The organism is Lentzea fradiae (assembly GCF_900100955.1).
GTDB lineage: Bacteria > Actinomycetota > Actinomycetes > Mycobacteriales > Pseudonocardiaceae > Lentzea > Lentzea fradiae.
The window spans coordinates 135,321-151,289 of the sequence record NZ_FNCC01000003.1; the positions used below are offsets into that span (position 1 = coordinate 135,321).

Here is a 15,969-nt window from a genome sequence, read left to right on the forward strand (position 1 = left end):
TCGGTCATTCACACCACAAGCGTGGGTCAGAGGTCGTCGAGGCCGATCAACCCGTCCTGGATCGCCCGTGCCACCAGCGCCGCCTTCGTCGGGGCCTGACGCCCGATCGCCGCGTACTTCACCCTGATCCGCTCCAGGTGCGAGTTCACGGTGCTGAGCGAGATGTTCAGCCGTTGCGCCACGAACTCCTTCGACTCCGACTGGAACCACTCCACGAGCACCTCGGTCTCGCGCGGCGACAACGCCGGGCGCGTCTCGGACGAGTCACCCGCCAGCGCGCCCGCGAGCGCGGGCGGTGTGTACGACTGGCCGTCCGCCGCCGCCCGCACCGCCTGCACCAGGTGCTCGGCGCCCTCGGCCTTCGTCACGTAGCTCAGCGCCCCGATCTCCATGCACTGCAGCACCACGTCGTCGTCGGCGCGCATCGAGTACACGACGACCCGGCGGCCGTCCTCGACGAGCTTGCGCAGCTCCGGCAACGCGGGCGCGACCCCGCCCAGGTGCAGGTCGAGCACCACCACCGACGCGTCCGCGCCCGGTCCCTCCCACGCCACCCCGGCGTCCTCACCGCTCGCGACGAGCGCGATGCCCTCCGACGCCAGCCAGTGCTCGACGCCCGCGCGCACCACCGGATGGTCGTCGACCACGACCGCCGTCACGTCGTCCGCCATCGCGCCTCGCTCCTCACCAACCCGCTGTGGACACTCGTCTCGACGGTCACCGCCACCGGTTCCACCGGCGCCTGCGGCGGCACGGCGGGCGCGTCCGCGACGACCGCCACCCGCACCTCGCCCCCGGTGCGCAACAGGCTCACCTTGGCACGTCCCTCCGCGACCGCGAGCGCCTGGGCCATCGGCGCCACCAGCTCGCGCCGCACCTCCGTCGGCACCTCCACCGCCACGCCGCTGACCGCGAGCGACACGACGACCCCGCGCCGTTCCGCGACGTCCACACAGGCCGTCAGCTCGTGCAGCAACGGGTCCGGCACGTCGTCGTTCTCGGCGAACAACCGCCGCAGCTGCACCGCCGCGACCGAGCACCGCAGCCGCGTCGCCTCGTCCCCCGAGGTGACCACCCCATCGGCGAGGTCCGCGAGCAGCGGCAGCACCGCGCCCAGCTGTCCCTCGAACCCGGCCCGCAGGTCCTGCTCGCGCTGCCGCGTCAGCGCCTCACGGGTGCGCGCGGCCTCCTGTTCCGCCGCCGCGGCCGCGGCGAGCCGGGCGTCGCGCAGGACGACCCGTGCCATCACCAGCACGCCCAGCTGGAAGCTCGTGCCGCTGAGGATCACCACCCCGGCGTTGCCCACGTCGCCGTCGCCCGCGTGCGCGAACCACGCCGAGCAGAAGCAGATGTGCGCGGCGAGGACGGCGACCACGACCCTCGGCCACTCCAGCAGCACGAGCAGCAGGTACCAGCCGACGAGGCCGAACGCCCAGTCCGCGGCGCCGAACGAGGCTTCGGCGGGCAACCCGGTCGCCGCGAGCACCGACGCCGTGAGCACGGCCGCGGTGACCGAGGCCGCGACGACCGGGTGCAGCTGCGCCCTGCCCACCGCGACGTGCCCGGCGACGACGGCCAGGACCGCGGTCAGCAGCGCGTAGGCGATCCAGGCCGGCGTGCCGTGCGGGTGGCCCGCGAGCGAGGGCAGGGTGAGGCCGATCTGGTTGCCGACCACCACGACGACGAAAGCGCGCCGGATGGCGAGGAGCACCGCGTGGTCAGTCATCGGCGGGCCACCGCGACCGCACCGTCGTGCCCCGCCCCGGCACCGACTCGACCACCGCCTCGCCCCCGGCCTCCCGCAGCCGTTGCACCACCGACCACCGCAGTCCCCGGCGGTGCTCGGGAACGTCCTGCACGACGAACCCGCGGCCGTGGTCCTTCAGCACGACGTCCGCGCCGCGCTCCCGCCGCGTCACGACCAGTTCCGCGGCACCCGTCCCCGCGTGCCGTTCCACGTTGGTGAGCAGCTCCCGCACCGCGCGCACGAACGCGAGCGCCACCCCGGCGGGCACCGGCGCCACCCAGGCGGTCACCTCGACCTCGACCGGGCTGTCGCGGGCCACGGCCGTGAGCGTCGCGCCGAGGTCCACCGTGCCCTGCCCGGTGCCCTGCTCGGACAGCACCACGAGGTCGCGGCGGGCCTGCGCCGACACCGCCGCCGGGTCACCGCCGTGCGCGGCCATCAGGAACGTCGCCGCCGCCGTGTCGTGCAGGAGGGCCAGGTACTCGCGTTCCCGGCGGCTGCGGTCGCGGGCGACGACGGCCGCGCGGTTCTGCTCGGCGGCACGGTGCCGCAGCTCGTCGACCCGCCGGCTGGACCGGCGCAGCAGCACGTAGCCGAGGCGGGCGAGCACCGGTTCCAGGACCGCCCGCACCAGCACGTCCGGACCGGACGCCACGACCTGGACGACGAGCAGCGCCGCCGTCGCGGGCACGGTGACCCGCGGCGGCCACTGGAGCTGCCAGGTGACCAGCGTCGTGGTGAGGACGGTGATCACCCACTGCTCGGCGCCCTCGCCCAGCACCACGGTGAGCACCACGACCCGCACGAACGCCACCGGCAGCGCGATGCGGGGCAGCCGGAAGTCGGCGACCGAGGTGAGCACGACGAACCCGAACAGCACCCAGCCCAGCCGTGACCCCACCGAGTAGGCACCGAGGAGGCTGATCAGGACGACCCCCGCGCCGCGGACGGGGCCCGCGAGCCGCGACACCGTCGCGAGCAGCTCCCTCTCCAGCACCAGCGCATTTTGTCAGGTGCGCGGCAAGGGCTTCATTTTGGTCGACACTGAGAAGATAGACCGCGTCAAACCTTGACGCGGCTCTTGGTCGTCCACCTCCGGTAGCCCGCCGCCACGGCCTCCGCCTCCGAGGCGAAGGTGCGGTCGCCCTTCATCCGCCGGTAGTACGGCGAGTCGGCGGTGTGGTAGACGAGCGTCTTCGAGTTCCCCTTGAGCGGCACCGAGTTCGGCCGCGCGACGGGCTGGTCCACGACGACCTTCTCCGTCGTGAGCCGCGGTCCGGGCAGGGCCAGCAGGGGCTTGGGCGGGTCGGTCCTGGGCCGGCCGCGCACCGACAGCCACGTCACCAGCGCCCCCGCGGCGAACGCGAGCGCGCACAGCAGGAACATCTGCGAGAACAACCAGAGCACGGGAACTCCTAACGGACGACGACGTCGACCTGGCGGGTGGCGGGGTCGTACTCGCCGTCGGGGGCGGGACGGGTCTCGGTGGCGATCAACGCGGCCGGCACGCCCTGGCCGACGAGCACGTCGCGCACCAGCTGCGCGCGTTTCTCCGCGACCGCGGGCTCGGTGCCGTGCGCCACCAGCGTGACCGAGGCACGCGGCGCGACGAGGAGCAGGCGTCCGACGCGTTCGGCGAGCACCGGTCCGTGCCCCTCCCACGCCGTGGTGCCCTGCACGAACCGGAGCGCGCCGTTGCCGTTCACCATCCGGTTCACCGAGTCGTGCAACGCCGCGGCGTCGAGGTCACCGGACACCGTGGACGGTCCGATCTCGACCCGGTCGGTCACCTGCAGACCCTGGGCGGCCTCCGCGACCGCCTCGCGCACGGCGCGGGCGCGTTCCAGGTCCGGCACCCGCGCGGCCACGACGATCTGGCCCTTGTGGACGGTGGTGGTCACGTCGGGCACCTTGGCCGACCGCGCCGCCGAGACCAGGCGCCCCACGACGGCGGGCGGGACCGGCAGCGAGCCGCCGGTGCGCAACGCCGCCGTGACGCGCTGCCCGCCCTCCCTGACCGCGTCGAGCAGCGCCTTGCGCTCGGCGTCGTCGGCGACCGCCCCGGACAGCAACAGCTCGCCGCCCCGCACGGCGACGAGCAGCTGTTCCGGTTCGGCGGTGCGCACCTCGGCGGCGCCGACACCGGAGACGTCGGCGACCACCGCGCGCACCGCGCCGGCGGAGCTCGGCGAGACGTCGCTGACCACGACCGAGCGGCCGTGCACCGACACCACGCCGTGGTACCCGGCCTTCCCCAGCGCCGAGCGCACTTCGGCGGTCAGCGTCCTTTCGATGCCCGCGCCGTGGACGACGACTCCGGTGGCGGCGAGCAGTGCGGGCACCAGGAGCCCGCCGATCCAGACCGAGTGAGGCAAACGCACGCGGTGGGCTTACCGGAGTGGACGGCCGGAGTTCCACTCGCCCAACCCGTTCGGACCGATCTTCACCCGGACAGGTAGGTGGTGGCTCCCCGGTTCACGGCCGGGGAGCCACCACATCAAGGTCCCGGGGTCAGTCCAGGACCGGGGTCCGCGTCCGCCGCCACGCGACGACGATCAGGGCGATCAGGCCGAAGAGCGGGATGGTGCTGACCGCCCACGACAGGCCCAGCGGCGGTCCGGGCTGCTCCAGCACCCGCAGGCCGGTCAGCTCGCCCGTCCCCGGCCCCGCCGGTCCGTCGATGGCGAACCTCATCGTCCAGGTGCCCGGCTCCGGCAGCGCCGCGATGTCGAGCCCCCACACCTCCAGCTGGCGGGGGTGGCGGGCGAGCGGGTCGTCCTCCACGACCTCCTCGCCGAGGACGAGCTCCAGCGTGCCCTTCTTGCCCGCGATGCCGTCCTGCGGCGCGAACGTGAAGTCGAGCGACTGCATGGCTTTGAGCGGCCAGGTGCTGAAGCCGATCGTCAGGTCGTACGGTCCCGCCTGCACCTTCTCGGTGTGCACGACGTTCACCGGTTCGAACGCGAGCGACGGGGTGGCGAGGCCGAGCAGCAGCGCGACCGTCCCGGCCAGTCCCAGCAACGTCTTACGCATGGCGGTTCTCCTTCTCGGGAGCGAGGTGGCGCATCATCTGGCCGAAGCGGTGGCCGAGCATCCCGGCGAGCGCGCCGAACGCGGCGCCGACGACGACGGTGACGAGGAACTTGTCGGCACCGGGGAAGCCGCTGCCCTGCACGAGGGAGTTCTGCACCGGCGCCAGTGCCGCGATGACCGCGCCACCCACCAGTCCGGGAACCCACGGGGGCGCGGCGCGCAGCACCTCGACGACCACCGCGACGAGGATCAGGCTCATCGGGATCATGCTCGGCATGCCGGGATAGCCCTCGAGGTAGTCGCGCAGCGGCAGGCCCATCGCGTCCGCGTAGACCTCCGCGGCCCACGGTGAGAAGAACCAGAGCACCGTCTGCACCGCCGCAACGACGGCACCGATGGCGAGTGCGGCTCCGCGCCGGTTCAGCACGTGCGCACCGGCGAACAGGACGGCCACCGCCAGGAACCCGCTGCCCACGGTGATCGCGTCGACGAGCCCGTCGGGCAGGGCGCGCAGGCCCAGCACGGTCACCATGCTGAACATCAGCAGCGTGGCCGCCGCCACCACGAGACCGTTGACGCCCCACCTGCGGTCACGGGCGACCGCGAACACCATCACGGTGCCGACCATCGTGATCGAGACGGACAGCAGCAGGCCGATGTGCGGCGGCGAGTCGATCACGGCGTCGAAGCCGTAGATCGAGTGCCACACCTGGTCCCACAGGCCGTACATGAGGAACAGCGCGGCCCCGGAGCCGGAGATCAGGTAGCCGACGGGTGCGGCGAAGGTCCGGCCGAGGACACCGACCGCGCGTCCGCCGACGATCGGGTCGACCGCCTTGCCCCGCTTGGTGTTCGCCGTCGTCGTGAGCACGACGAAGAGGCTGGCGAGGCCCGCGAACGCGCTGCCCGAGTACATGAGCAGGTGCGGCAGCGTGAAGAACGTGTCGGGACCCACGTCGTCGTGCCACTGGATGTCCCAGCTCATTCCGACGAGCGAGGCCAGGGCACCGGCGAGCACGAAGCTCGCGGGCACCAGTCCTTTCTGGACGGCGATCTTCGCCGACGGCGCGGCGACTGCTGTGACGGCCATGTTTCTCCCCCTTCTAGGTGAGCAGTAGCGGGATGACGACCCGCTCCGCGCTGAGTGACACAGTGATTTCCCATTGCCCTGCCATGAACAGGCCGACGTCGCCGACCCGGTAGTGGCCGGGCTCGACCGGTGCCGCGGTGATCGGGGCCAGCGCGTGGCCCATCCGCGGCATGGCCGGCTCGACCGTCACGTCCCCCCGGGCGGCGTTGCCCGCGAGGTCGGTGATCATCAGGTCGAGCGTCGTGCTTCCGGACTTGGTGCTGCTGGGTGTGAGCACGAACCGGTACCGCGTGCTCTCCGCTGTCTGCGGCTGTGCCTCGACACCGCGCGGCCACAGCACGAGCAGGACGGCCACGAGGGCGATGACGCCGGTCAGTGCTCCGAGTGCGGTACGCCTCATTTCGTCTCCCCTCCGGCCGGAGCCGGCACGTCGACCACGGCCGGCACGGTGCGGACCTGGTAGTCCCGTTCGACCTGGATCCACACGAGGTACCTGCCCGGCAGCGGGAACGAGTAGGTGAACGGCACGTCCGGCCCGTACGCGGCGACGCTCTCGTCCGGCTGGTCGGGCACGCCCGGCCGCGGCGGGATCATCGAGTGCACGTGCGCCCAGATCGGCGCGCTGACCGGGCCGTCGGTGACGGGACCGACGACGATCATGTGACCGAGCATGCCGAGCCACGGCTGCAGGTCCCGTTCACCGAACTTCGCGGTGATCGTGGTGGGCCTCCCCGCCTCCCGCACCTCCGTCACCAGCTCCGCCACGTCGTCGTGCGCCCCGACCGCCGCGTTCCCGGTGACGTCGACGCTGGAGCGCAACAGCTGCACTCCCCCGCCGCGCCGGGCGATCTCGGCGGCCACGGCGTGCGTGCCCCGCTCGGGGTCCTTGAGCCGGACCCGGTACTCGCCGGGTGCGGTGCGGACCGGGTGCAGGTGCCGCAGGCCGCCGGTCGGCGACACGACCACGAGGTGCACGAAAGCGTTGTCGTGCAACAGGAGGTCGTCCACGGGCCGTCCGGACGAACCGTCCGTCAGGTCCAGCACGAGGTCGTGGCCGTCCACCCGCGGGACCAGGTTCACCGGTGGCCGCGAGAAGTCCATGACAGGAGTCCTCTCGTACGGGTTCATGACGTTGTCGAACGTCGGGTCGAGGTGCGCGCCGGGTGGCGCGACCGGCGGGATGACGGGTGACAGCAACGCCGCTGTCGCCGCCACCGCCATCGCGACGACCACGCCGGTGGTGGGCACGAGCGCCAGGCCCGGCCTGCCGAGCACCGCGGCCAGCAGCGCCAGGAACAACAGGACGCCGGCCGCGATGAACCCGCCGTAGGTCGCGTTCTCCCAAGGAGAGGAGACCCGTGCCGGGATGACGAACGGGATGCTCGCCTCGTCGACGGAGAGCTCCCACGGTCCTGCCCTGTCCACGTGCACCACACCGGCGTAGAACCCCGGCGTGGCACCGAGAACGACCTTCGCCGAGCTCGTGGGAGCCCCGGCCGCACGTGCCGTCAGGGTGACTTCGCCTGCCGGTGACCCCGCGTGCGTCACCACGTCCACGTGCACAGGTCCCGGCACCTGCGCGACCCTCCGGATGATCACCGTGAGGTCGCGGTCTCCCAGGCTCTGCGCCACGTGGAGGTCGCCACCCACATGAGCACCGTCGGCCGCTGCCGGGCCCGTGGTCCCGAGGACCGCGCCCAGCACCACCAGCAAGATCGCAGCTGTTCGTTTCATCGCGGCAGAACGTATCGACCACGAACCCCGGGAATCGTCACTGTCGCGGCGGAATCCGGGTCCCCCGCGCGGGGGATTCGCAACCCCTGGGCGGCGGGAGGACCTCGGGGAGGGGATCGGGCAGGATCGTCCGTGATGGACTCCGTCAAGATGCCCCTGAAACACCAGTCCTGGCTGGTGGCCGCCGTGTGCATGGCCGCGGACGGCGGTTTCGTGTTGTTCGAGAACGACTTCCCCTGGCCCGGCGCCCTGGTCCTCGTCCTCACGCTCGCCGTGGACGCGATGCTGGCCGGCCCCGCGCGGCTGTCCGGCTGGGTCGCCCTCGCGCAGGCCGTGCTCCCGCTCGTCGTCCTCGTCGCGATCGGGCCCGGCGTCGAGTCGAACGACGCGGGACAGCTCATCGCCGCGTACCGGGCGGGAGCCTGGCTGCGCGGCGCACCCGCGTTCCTCTCACTGGGAGCGCTCTTCGCGAGCCTCGTGGTGTGGTCGGTGGGCATCGGCGTGTCCCCGGCAGAAGGGCTGCTGGTGGCCACGAAGGCGGCGCTGCTGCCGTGGCTCGTCGGCCGCTACACCACCGCCCGCCGCGCCTACCTGGCCGAGCTGGAGAAGCGGTCGGAGATGGAGAAGCGCGACGCGAAAGCCGCCGTGGCCAAGGCGATCGCGGACGAACGCAGCGCGATCGCCCGCGACCTGCACGACGTGATCGTGCACCACGTGAGCGCGATCGGCCTGCACGCGGGCGCCGCCCGGCTGAGGCTGCCGGACGAGGACTCGAAGATCGCGGTGTCCCTGCGTTCCGTGGAGACGTCGAGCCGTGCCGCGATGGTCGACCTGAGGCACCTGCTCGACCTGCTGCACGGCGACAAGAGCGAGGGCGCGCGGCAGCCCGGCCTGGACAACGTCGACGAGCTGCTCGAAGGCGTCCGTTCCGCGGGCATCCCCGCCCGGCTGGAGGTGCGCGGCAAGAAGCGGGACGTGCCGGAGTCGTTGGACATCACCGTCTACCGGATCATCCAGGAGATGCTGACCAACGCCCTGCGCCACGGCGACTCCTCCGGCGTGCGGGTCACCCTGGACTACGCTGCGGCGGCACTCGTCGTCGCGGCCGAGAACGTCGCGGGCGCCCGTGGCGGTTCCGGTGCCGTGCGCAGAGGACTCGTCGGAATCCGCAACCGGGCGTCGATGTTCGGTGGTACCACCGAGTGCGGCCTGGAACCCGACGGCCGCACCTGGCGCACCGTCGTCACCTTCCCCTTGGAGGAGTCATGACCCTGTCGGTGCTGCTGGCAGACGACCACGCGATGCTGCGCTCCGGCATGCGCGCCATCTTCGACACCCAGCCCGACCTGGAGTGCGTCGCGGAGGTCGCCGACGGACGCGCGGCCGTGGCCGAGGTTGCCCGGCTGCGACCGGACGTCGCCGTGCTCGACATCCGCATGCCGAAGCTCGACGGCCTGGGCGCGACGGAGAGGATCCTCTCCGACCCGGCGAACCGCACGAAGGTGTTGCTGCTGACCACGTACGACTCCGACGAGTACGTGTACCGCGCGCTGACGGCCGGTGCGAGCGGGTTCCTGCTGAAGTCCTTGCCGCCCGAGGAGCTGATCTCCGCCGTCCGGGTCGCCGCCCGCGGCGACGCGTTGATCGACCCGTCGGTCACGCAGCGGCTGATCGCGCGGTTCGCCGTCAGCATCGCCCCGCCGCCCACGCCGCCGGAGCTGGCTTCGCTGACCGCGCGGGAACGCGAGGTGTTGCAGCTGGTCGCGGCGGCGTGCAGCAACGCGGAGATCGCGGCCCGCCTGCATGTCGGCGACGAGACGGTGAAGACGCACGTGTCCCGGGTGCTGGCCAAGCTGGGACTGCGGGACCGCGTACACGCCGTCGCCTACGCGCACATGAACGGCCTGGTGCAGGCCCGGCCCGCCCCCAACACGGGACGGCCCGGCGCGCGCACGTCGTGACGACCGCGGCCGTCAGATCCTGCCCAGCAGCTGCCGGGCGGCCGTGAAGTCCCGCTCCCCCACCAGGAACTCCCGCACCGCCTGCTCCAGCTCGTCGCCGTGGATGGTTCCGTCGCCGTCGTGGTCGAGCTCCCGCATGGCCGCGATCAGCTCGTGCCGCCGCGGGCTGTGGGCGAGCAGCCGCGCGTACTCGTCCTGCCGCACCTCGCCGTTGCCGTCGCGGTCGACCAAGCCGCGCACTGCCGCCGCCACCGCGCCGTAGCCGTGCTCGCGGTCCGGTGGGCCCGGATAGCGTCCGTCCTCCAGCGCGGCGTTGTACGCGGCGGCGGTCACCGTGCCGTCCAACGGCGTGCCGGTCGTGGTGCACAGCTGCTCCCACCACGAGCGGAAGGCGTCGTGCACGCGGTCCTCGTCCTTCTCCTCCAGGTCGAGGTGTGTGCTGATCTCCCGCGCCATCGCGAGCAGGTCGTTCCAGCGCAGCGTGCCGTCGCCGTTCTGGTCCAGCACCGTCTCGAAGAACGACTCCGGCGCGGCGGGCGGCGGCTTCGGCACGGAGGCGGCCCTGATCGACGCCGCCGCGATCGGCAGGTAGCGCCACGGCTTCGGCAACAGCGCGGTCGCCAGCCGGACGGACAGGTGCAGGCCGTCGACCAGCAGACCCAGGCCGGGGAACGTGGTGAGGCGCAAGCGCTGGCGGTACGCCTCGGGCAGCGTCACGGCGGTCGCCTGCACGACCGCGGTCACGAGGGCGTAGCGCACCGGCGCCCACACCGGTTCCGGCAACGGCAGGCCCGGCGGGGGCGGCACGCGGTGGATGCTGCCGGACAGCAGGTCGCGGACCGTCGAGTTGTCCTCCAGCACCTCGGCCACCACGTGGTCGAAGTAGGTCTGGAACTCCTCCGGCGTGGCCGGCAGGTCGTCGGCGGACAGACCGAACTCGCGGCCCAGCCGGCGCCACTCGGCGTAGAAGCGGGCGGTCTCCTCCGGGGACAGCGGATCGCCGCTCAGCCGCCGCATGGTCACGACGCCCTCGAAGAGCGTCAGGTGCACCCAGGCGCGTGCCGACGTGTCGCCCGCGTCGAACGAGCGGCCGTAGCGGTCTGTGCCGTGCATGCGCCGGTGCAGCCGTTCGAGCCGGGCGAGCTCACGGCGTTGCTCGGAAGCGCTGCCGTAGACGTAGGTCTGCAGGCTTTCCAGGGTGCGCAACAACCTGCGCCACGGCCGTGCGTTGTAAACGGAGTACTCGGCCACGGCGGCACCCACGGCCGGATGCGCGGACTGCAACACCAGGGTTCGGTGCATCACGAGCAGGAACCGCCACTGACCGAGGTGGTCCCACGTGCTCGATCCCGGTCCCAGCGCCACGTCGACGGTCATGGTCCCGAAACGTAGGTCACGGCGGCGAGCGAAAGATCGGTTCCCACCGGGATTCACCTCATGCGGTCACGGGTTCCACCCTGTCGGGCCGCACAAGGCCACACCAGGGTGGCGGAGAGCGCTCTCACGATCACCGCGCGACCAGCCCTCCGCACTGTCGAGATGCTCTTGACACCTCGCGAACCGGCCCGGCAGGCTGCCTGGGAGAGCGCTCTCCCAGGCGGTTCTCCCGTCGGCAGGAGGACACACATGTCCAGCAAACCCGGCGCGCCAAGACGGCGTGCCCTCCTGGGTGTCACCGCCGTGCTGCTGACCGCGTGCTCGGCCGCACCCGCCGAACCACCCGTGCCGTCCTCGTCTCCGTTCAACAGCACGGACACGGCGTGGGTGCAGCTGATGATCCCGATGAACGAACAGCTCCTGCCCGCCCTCGACGTCGCGCCGCCGGAGCTGCGCGAGCTCGCGGCCGAGCTGCGGGCGTCGCACTCGGACGAGCTGGTCCGGCTGCGGCGGCTGCGCGACCGGGCCGGGTTGCCGGACACCAACGTGCACGCCGGTCACCAGATGCCCGGCTTGCTGTCGGCGGCGGACCTGCTGGCCGTCCGGACCGAACCGGCGTCGCTCGGCGAGAAGCTCCGCGAGCACCTCGGCCAGACCGCCAAGCTCGCGCGCAGCGAGCAGGAGAACGGAGCGGACGCGGAGACGAAAGCGCTGGCCACAGCCATCGAAGAGGCACGGGGCCGGCAGCTGGACCGGCTGGGAGGCTAGGCCGACTCGCGCACGACGAGCTCCGGTTCGAAGATCACCGAACGCGGCCGCTGCCCCGGGCTCTCCAGGTCCGACAGCAGCAGCTCGCCCATCTCCGCCGCCATCCGCTCCACGGGCTGGCGGATGGTGGTGAGCTGCGGACGGCAGGCCAGCGCGGGCGCGCTGTCGTCGAACCCGACCACCGCCACGTCGCCGGGCACGCGCAGGCCGTGCTCCTGCAACACCTCGACGGCGGCCTGCGCCATCAGGTCGTTCGCGGCGAAGACGGCGTCGAGGTCGGGGCACTCGGCGAGCAGCCCGCGCATGGCCTCGGCCCCGCTCTCCGCCGTGAACCCGCCCTCCGCCGACGGCACGTACGGGAACCCGTGGCGGGCCAGGGCGTCGCGGAAGCCCGCGTGCCGGTCCTGGCTCGCGAGCACGTCGAGCGGCCCGGAGATCGTGGCGATGTTGTACCGGCCCGCCGCCACCAGGTGGTCTGCGGCCATCCTGCCGCCCGCGCGGTGGTCCATGTCGACGTAGCTGACCTGCATCGGCCTGCCGGGCCGCGCGAAGAGCACGGCGGGCACACCGGCGTCGAGCAGCCGCGACGGCAGCGGGTCGGACGGGTGGGTCGACACCAGCAGCGCGCCGTCGGCGCTGCCCTGACGGAGGAACTCGACGACCTCGGTCCTGGTCTGGTCCGAGTCGGCGAGCATGAGCACGGGGTGCACGCCGCGCAGCCGCAGGAAGTCGACGACGCCCGCGGTGACCCTGCCGAAGAACGGGTCGCTGAAGACGTCGGAGCCGCCACCCGCGCCGGAGATCACCAGCGCGACCGTGCCGGTGCGGCGGGTGACGAGAGACCGGGCCACGCGGTTGGGCGTGTACCCGGTCTGCTCGATCGCGTTCCGCACCGTCTCCTGGAGCTGCGGGTCCACGTTGCGCGTCCCGTTGACGACCCGCGAGACCGTCGCGCGAGACACACCGGCGACTCGCGCGACGTCCTCCAGCGTGGGCGCGCCCTTGCTCATGCTCCAGGTTCTACCACGTCAGGAGAGCGTTCTCCCAACATCAGGACAGCTTGGCCACCTCCGCGTCCGTCAGCGCCCGGCCGAACACGTCGACGTCGTCGACCGCGCCGCGCCAGAAGTCGACGTTCCGGTTCTCCCACTTGGCCCTGCCCACCGTGAACGCGCCGGTGCTCTCCAGCGCCGGCCCGGCCGGTGCCGTCGCGACCTTCACTCCGTCGACGTAGAGCCGCAGCTCGTCGCCCGCCCGCACACCCGTGAGCTCGTACCAGCGGCCGATCTCCGGCACCGCCTCGAACCGGGCCCGGTTGCCGCCGGGCGTGCTGAACGCCCAGGCGCCCTGCCCGTACTGCAGGTAGAAGGGGTTCTCCCGCTCCCTGCCGTCCTGGCTCACCGCGGTCGCGTAGTTGTCCGGCAGCTTGTCCAGCCGCACCCGCGCGGACACGGTGTAGTCGCCGGTCGTGTCGACGACGGGACCGTAGGTGTCCGCGGAGCCCTCGGTGAACTCCAGCGCGCCGTTCTTGAACGTCACGCCGGTCGGGCTGAGCGTCAGCGAGTTGCCGCCGCCGCTCGAGTCCTCGGCCGTGGTGCCCTTGCGCTCGTCGAGCTTCCACTCGCCCTTGCCCGCGTACGGGTAGGGCTTGCCCGCGTTCGCCCCGGCCTCGATCACCCGCCGGTTGATCTCTCGGACGGGACCGGGGTCGACCTTGATGCGCTTGCGGTCGTAGGTCCAGAGCCCGTTGAGCTCCCCTTCAAGGTCGGTGACCTGTGTGTAGACCGACGCGGACAGCTCCTGGCGCGCCTGCCCGAGGTAGAACGTGCGAGTGTTGTCGACGTACTTCGCCGTCAGCGCCGCCTTGCTCGCCACACCGCTGTAGATCGCGATCGGCGCGCCCGGCCACTGGTGCCCCGGCGTGCGCAGCGTGAAGCCGCCGTGCTCGCCGTCCATCACGACGCGCTTGCCGTCCGGGCGGGCCGGGTCGGTGTTGTTGTAGTCGTGGTGGTCGATGACGTCGCCCCTGCCGGAGTCACCCTTCGACGCACAGCAGTTCACGCCGCTGTGGGCGCTGACGATCCGGCTCGGGTCGGCCGCCTTCACCTCGTCGGTGATCTGGCCGGTGGCGGTGCGGTCCCACTCGCCCCAGCCCTCGTTGAACACGATCCAGGCGTAGATCGACGGGTAGTTGTGCAGCTGCTCCATCAGCTCGCGGCCCTCGCGCAGCCACGCCTGCTGCGCGCCGGGGTCGCTGCCGTCCTCCAGCGACACGAAGTCCTGCCACACCAGCAGACCCAGCCGGTCGGCGTGGTAGTACCAGCGGGCGGGCTCGGCCTTGATGTGCTTGCGGACCGCGTTGAAGCCGAGGTCCTTCTGCGCCTTGAGGTCGAACACGAGCGCCTCGTCGCTCGGCGCCGTGTTCAGTCCGTCCGGGTAGAAGCCCTGGTCCAGCTGCATCAGGTTGAAGATCGGCTTGCCGTTGAGCATCAGCTTGGGCGTGCCGCCGACGTTCGCGACGCCGGTGGAGCGCATGCCGAAGTAGCTCTTGACCTTGTCGGCGCCGAGCTTGACCTCCAACTGGTAGAGGTACGGGTCGTCCGGCGTCCACAGGTGCGGGTTCGGGACGGGCAGCTTCAGATTCGCGTTCGCCGGCCCGGAGACCGTGCCGACCTGCCGCCCGCGCGCGTCCTTGGCGACGGCCGTGACGGTGCCCTTGCCCGCGGACTTGACGTTCACCGTCAGCGAGCTGCCGGCGAGGTCCGGCGTCGTCTTGATCTCGTCGATGCCCTTGTCCGGCACCGGTTCCATCCACACCGTCTGCCAGATGCCCGACGACGGCGTGTAGAAGATGCCGGAGGGGTTCGGCGACTGCTTGCCCTTGGGCTGGTGCGGACCCGTCGTGTCGGTGACGGCGACGACGATCTCCTGCTCCTTGCCGCGCTTGAGGGCGTCGGTGATGTCCGCGCTGAACGCCGTGTAGCCGCCGGTGTGCTCGGTGACGAGCTTGCCGTTCACCCACACCTTGGCCTGGTAGTCGACAGCGCCGAAGTTGAGCTTGAGCCGCTGCCCGTCACCGATCTTCCAGTCGTGCGGAACGGAGACCGTGCGGCGGTAGAACATGTGGTCCTCGTGCCGTTCGAGCCCGGAGAGCTGCGACTCGATCGGGTAAGGCACGATCACCTTCTCCGGCAGCTTCCTGCCGAACGAGGGCTGCTGCCCCGCCGTCGCCGCGGCGAACTCCCACGGCCCGTTCAGGTTGACCCACTTCGAGCGCTCGAGCTGCGGCCGCGGGTACTCCGGCAACGGGTTGCGCGCGTCGAACTTCTCGCCCCACGGCGTCTTCAACCGCTCGACGGAGGTGTTCTTGACGACCCGAGCCGCCTTCTCGACCTTCTTCCCGCCCACGGCCAGCGAGCCGGCGCCGTCGTAGAAGATGCGGACCAGCTGGCCCTTCAGCACCTCCTCCTCCAGCTTGATCGTGGCCCGCTTGCCGCTCGTGGTGACGGCGGAGACCGGCATCGGCGTCGCGTCGACCTCGACCAGCAGGTGGTCCTTCAGGTCACCGACCCCCGTCACCCGCCCGTCGAACTCCGCCGTGAGGGTCCGCCCGTCCTTGGAGATCGTCGCCGCACGAGGCACCGCCTGGTACCCGGCGGGCGGCGTGAACGCCGTCTCCGGCACGATCTGCTTCGCGATGCCGGCACCCGACCACCGCAGGAACATGTTGGCGCCGCCGACGTCCTGGAACATCTCCAGCTTGAAGTCGTACGAACGCCCGGCGCTCAAGGTCACCGGCGCACTGGTCTGCTCGACGTCCCAGTCCCCGACCCAGTGGTCGATCACGGGCTTGCCGTCGACCAGCAGGCGGAACCCGTTGTCCCCCATCGCGTAGAACGTGTAGTCGCCGGTCTTCGGCACAGCGATCTGCCCGGTCCACCGAGCGGTCGTGTGCTCGGTCTGCCCGTTCAGGAACTTGAACACCCCGGTCAGGTCGGAGTGGTTCACCTGGCTGTCGAGCACCGTGCCACCGAGCTTCGCGAAGTCACGCGCGCCCGGCTGGGACATGCTGAAGTACTCGCCCTTCAGGCCGTGCACGGGCTCGGCGGCGCTCAGGCCCTGCTCGGGCTCGGCGGCACCGGCGGGCGGCGTGCCCGGCGCGACACCCAGCGCCAGCAGCAGCGCGACGAGTACGGGGGCGGCTTTTCTCATCGGCGAGATTCCCCTTCGTTTTACAACGTTGTAAGAGCGCTCTCGTA

General features: G+C 71.8%; 15 protein-coding genes. 3 read left to right on the top strand and 12 right to left on the bottom strand.

From position 1 onward, the window contains the following. Positions 1–26: 26 nt before the first annotated feature. From BLT23_RS07895 to BLT23_RS07935, 9 genes are all read right to left on the bottom strand, one after another. Entirely contained in the window at positions 27–671 is a 645-nt protein-coding gene (locus BLT23_RS07895) for a response regulator transcription factor (RefSeq protein WP_090047123.1), read from the bottom strand. Continuing rightward, on the bottom strand, positions 656–1,726 hold the full coding sequence (locus BLT23_RS07900; protein WP_090047125.1) for a hypothetical protein: 1,071 nt from the start codon (positions 1,724–1,726) through the stop codon (positions 656–658). The genes BLT23_RS07895 and BLT23_RS07900 overlap by 16 nt, the downstream gene beginning before the upstream one ends. Continuing rightward, on the bottom strand, positions 1,719–2,744 hold the full coding sequence (locus BLT23_RS07905; RefSeq protein WP_245743820.1) for a sensor histidine kinase: 1,026 nt from the start codon (positions 2,742–2,744) through the stop codon (positions 1,719–1,721). The genes BLT23_RS07900 and BLT23_RS07905 overlap by 8 nt, the downstream gene beginning before the upstream one ends. 65 nt (positions 2,745–2,809) lie before the next feature. Continuing rightward, a complete protein-coding gene (locus tag BLT23_RS07910; protein WP_090047128.1) occupies positions 2,810–3,154 on the bottom strand; it encodes a sunset domain-containing protein in 345 nt (114 codons plus the stop codon). A gap of 8 nt (positions 3,155–3,162) precedes the next feature. Continuing rightward, positions 3,163–4,128: an OmpA family protein gene (locus BLT23_RS07915; protein ID WP_090047129.1), complete on the bottom strand. Its 966-nt coding sequence runs from the start codon at positions 4,126–4,128 to the stop codon at positions 3,163–3,165. A 130-nt stretch (positions 4,129–4,258) separates the two neighbouring features. Beyond that, on the bottom strand, positions 4,259–4,780 hold the full coding sequence (locus BLT23_RS07920; protein ID WP_090047131.1) for a hypothetical protein: 522 nt from the start codon (positions 4,778–4,780) through the stop codon (positions 4,259–4,261). Further along, complete coding sequence (locus tag BLT23_RS07925; protein ID WP_090047132.1) at positions 4,773–5,870, bottom strand: hypothetical protein; 1,098 nt, start codon at positions 5,868–5,870, stop codon at positions 4,773–4,775. The genes BLT23_RS07920 and BLT23_RS07925 overlap by 8 nt, the downstream gene beginning before the upstream one ends. Positions 5,871–5,883: 13 nt before the next feature. Next, the gene (locus BLT23_RS07930) at positions 5,884–6,270 is read right to left on the bottom strand and encodes a FixH family protein (RefSeq protein WP_090047134.1); all 387 of its coding nucleotides are present in this window, start codon (positions 6,268–6,270) and stop codon (positions 5,884–5,886) included. Continuing rightward, complete coding sequence (locus BLT23_RS07935; RefSeq protein WP_090047136.1) at positions 6,267–7,604, bottom strand: hypothetical protein; 1,338 nt, start codon at positions 7,602–7,604, stop codon at positions 6,267–6,269. The genes BLT23_RS07930 and BLT23_RS07935 overlap by 4 nt, the downstream gene beginning before the upstream one ends. Before the next feature lie 135 nt (positions 7,605–7,739). On the opposite strand from BLT23_RS07935, the gene BLT23_RS07940 reads away from it, so the two are divergent. Both BLT23_RS07940 and BLT23_RS07945 read left to right on the top strand, forming a co-directional pair. Further along, positions 7,740–8,873: a sensor histidine kinase gene (locus BLT23_RS07940; protein ID WP_090047137.1), complete on the top strand. Its 1,134-nt coding sequence runs from the start codon at positions 7,740–7,742 to the stop codon at positions 8,871–8,873. Beyond that, on the top strand, positions 8,870–9,565 hold the full coding sequence (locus BLT23_RS07945; protein ID WP_090047139.1) for a response regulator: 696 nt from the start codon (positions 8,870–8,872) through the stop codon (positions 9,563–9,565). Before BLT23_RS07940 ends, BLT23_RS07945 begins: the two co-directional genes overlap by 4 nt. Before the next feature lie 12 nt (positions 9,566–9,577). Here BLT23_RS07945 and BLT23_RS07950 read toward each other — a convergent pair whose 3' ends face one another. Next, positions 9,578–10,942 carry an oxygenase MpaB family protein gene (locus BLT23_RS07950; RefSeq protein WP_090047140.1) on the bottom strand — a complete coding sequence of 455 codons (1,365 nt, stop codon included), beginning with the start codon at positions 10,940–10,942 and terminating at the stop codon, positions 9,578–9,580. 249 nt (positions 10,943–11,191) lie between these two features. On the opposite strand from BLT23_RS07950, the gene BLT23_RS07955 reads away from it, so the two are divergent. Then, the gene (locus BLT23_RS07955; RefSeq protein WP_090047142.1) at positions 11,192–11,710 is read left to right on the top strand and encodes a DUF305 domain-containing protein; all 519 of its coding nucleotides are present in this window, start codon (positions 11,192–11,194) and stop codon (positions 11,708–11,710) included. Here the strand turns inward: BLT23_RS07955 and BLT23_RS07960 are convergent. Then, on the bottom strand, positions 11,707–12,720 hold the full coding sequence (locus BLT23_RS07960) for a LacI family DNA-binding transcriptional regulator (protein ID WP_090047144.1): 1,014 nt from the start codon (positions 12,718–12,720) through the stop codon (positions 11,707–11,709). The two genes, BLT23_RS07955 and BLT23_RS07960, sit on opposite strands and share 4 nt — an antisense overlap. Positions 12,721–12,760: 40 nt before the next feature. Then, on the bottom strand, positions 12,761–15,922 hold the full coding sequence (locus tag BLT23_RS07965; RefSeq protein ID WP_090047145.1) for a LamG-like jellyroll fold domain-containing protein: 3,162 nt from the start codon (positions 15,920–15,922) through the stop codon (positions 12,761–12,763). Between the last annotated feature and the right edge of the window lie 47 nt (positions 15,923–15,969).

Excerpts from the sequence above, each read along its gene's own strand:
- BLT23_RS07895 (WP_090047123.1), bottom strand. The coding sequence starts at position 671 with ATGGCGGACGACGTGACGGCGGTCGTGGTCGACGACCATCCGGTGGTG.
- BLT23_RS07900 (WP_090047125.1), bottom strand. The coding sequence starts at position 1,726 with ATGACTGACCACGCGGTGCTCCTCGCCATCCGGCGCGCTTTCGTCGTC.
- BLT23_RS07920 (WP_090047131.1), bottom strand. The coding sequence starts at position 4,780 with ATGCGTAAGACGTTGCTGGGACTGGCCGGGACGGTCGCGCTGCTGCTC.
- BLT23_RS07925 (WP_090047132.1), bottom strand. The coding sequence starts at position 5,870 with ATGGCCGTCACAGCAGTCGCCGCGCCGTCGGCGAAGATCGCCGTCCAG.
- BLT23_RS07930 (WP_090047134.1), bottom strand. The coding sequence starts at position 6,270 with ATGAGGCGTACCGCACTCGGAGCACTGACCGGCGTCATCGCCCTCGTG.
- BLT23_RS07935 (WP_090047136.1), bottom strand. The coding sequence starts at position 7,604 with ATGAAACGAACAGCTGCGATCTTGCTGGTGGTGCTGGGCGCGGTCCTC.
- BLT23_RS07940 (WP_090047137.1), top strand. The coding sequence starts at position 7,740 with ATGGACTCCGTCAAGATGCCCCTGAAACACCAGTCCTGGCTGGTGGCC.
- BLT23_RS07945 (WP_090047139.1), top strand. The coding sequence starts at position 8,870 with ATGACCCTGTCGGTGCTGCTGGCAGACGACCACGCGATGCTGCGCTCC.
- BLT23_RS07950 (WP_090047140.1), bottom strand. The coding sequence starts at position 10,942 with ATGACCGTCGACGTGGCGCTGGGACCGGGATCGAGCACGTGGGACCAC.
- BLT23_RS07955 (WP_090047142.1), top strand. The coding sequence starts at position 11,192 with ATGTCCAGCAAACCCGGCGCGCCAAGACGGCGTGCCCTCCTGGGTGTC.
- BLT23_RS07960 (WP_090047144.1), bottom strand. The coding sequence starts at position 12,720 with ATGAGCAAGGGCGCGCCCACGCTGGAGGACGTCGCGCGAGTCGCCGGT.
- BLT23_RS07965 (WP_090047145.1), bottom strand. The coding sequence starts at position 15,922 with ATGAGAAAAGCCGCCCCCGTACTCGTCGCGCTGCTGCTGGCGCTGGGT.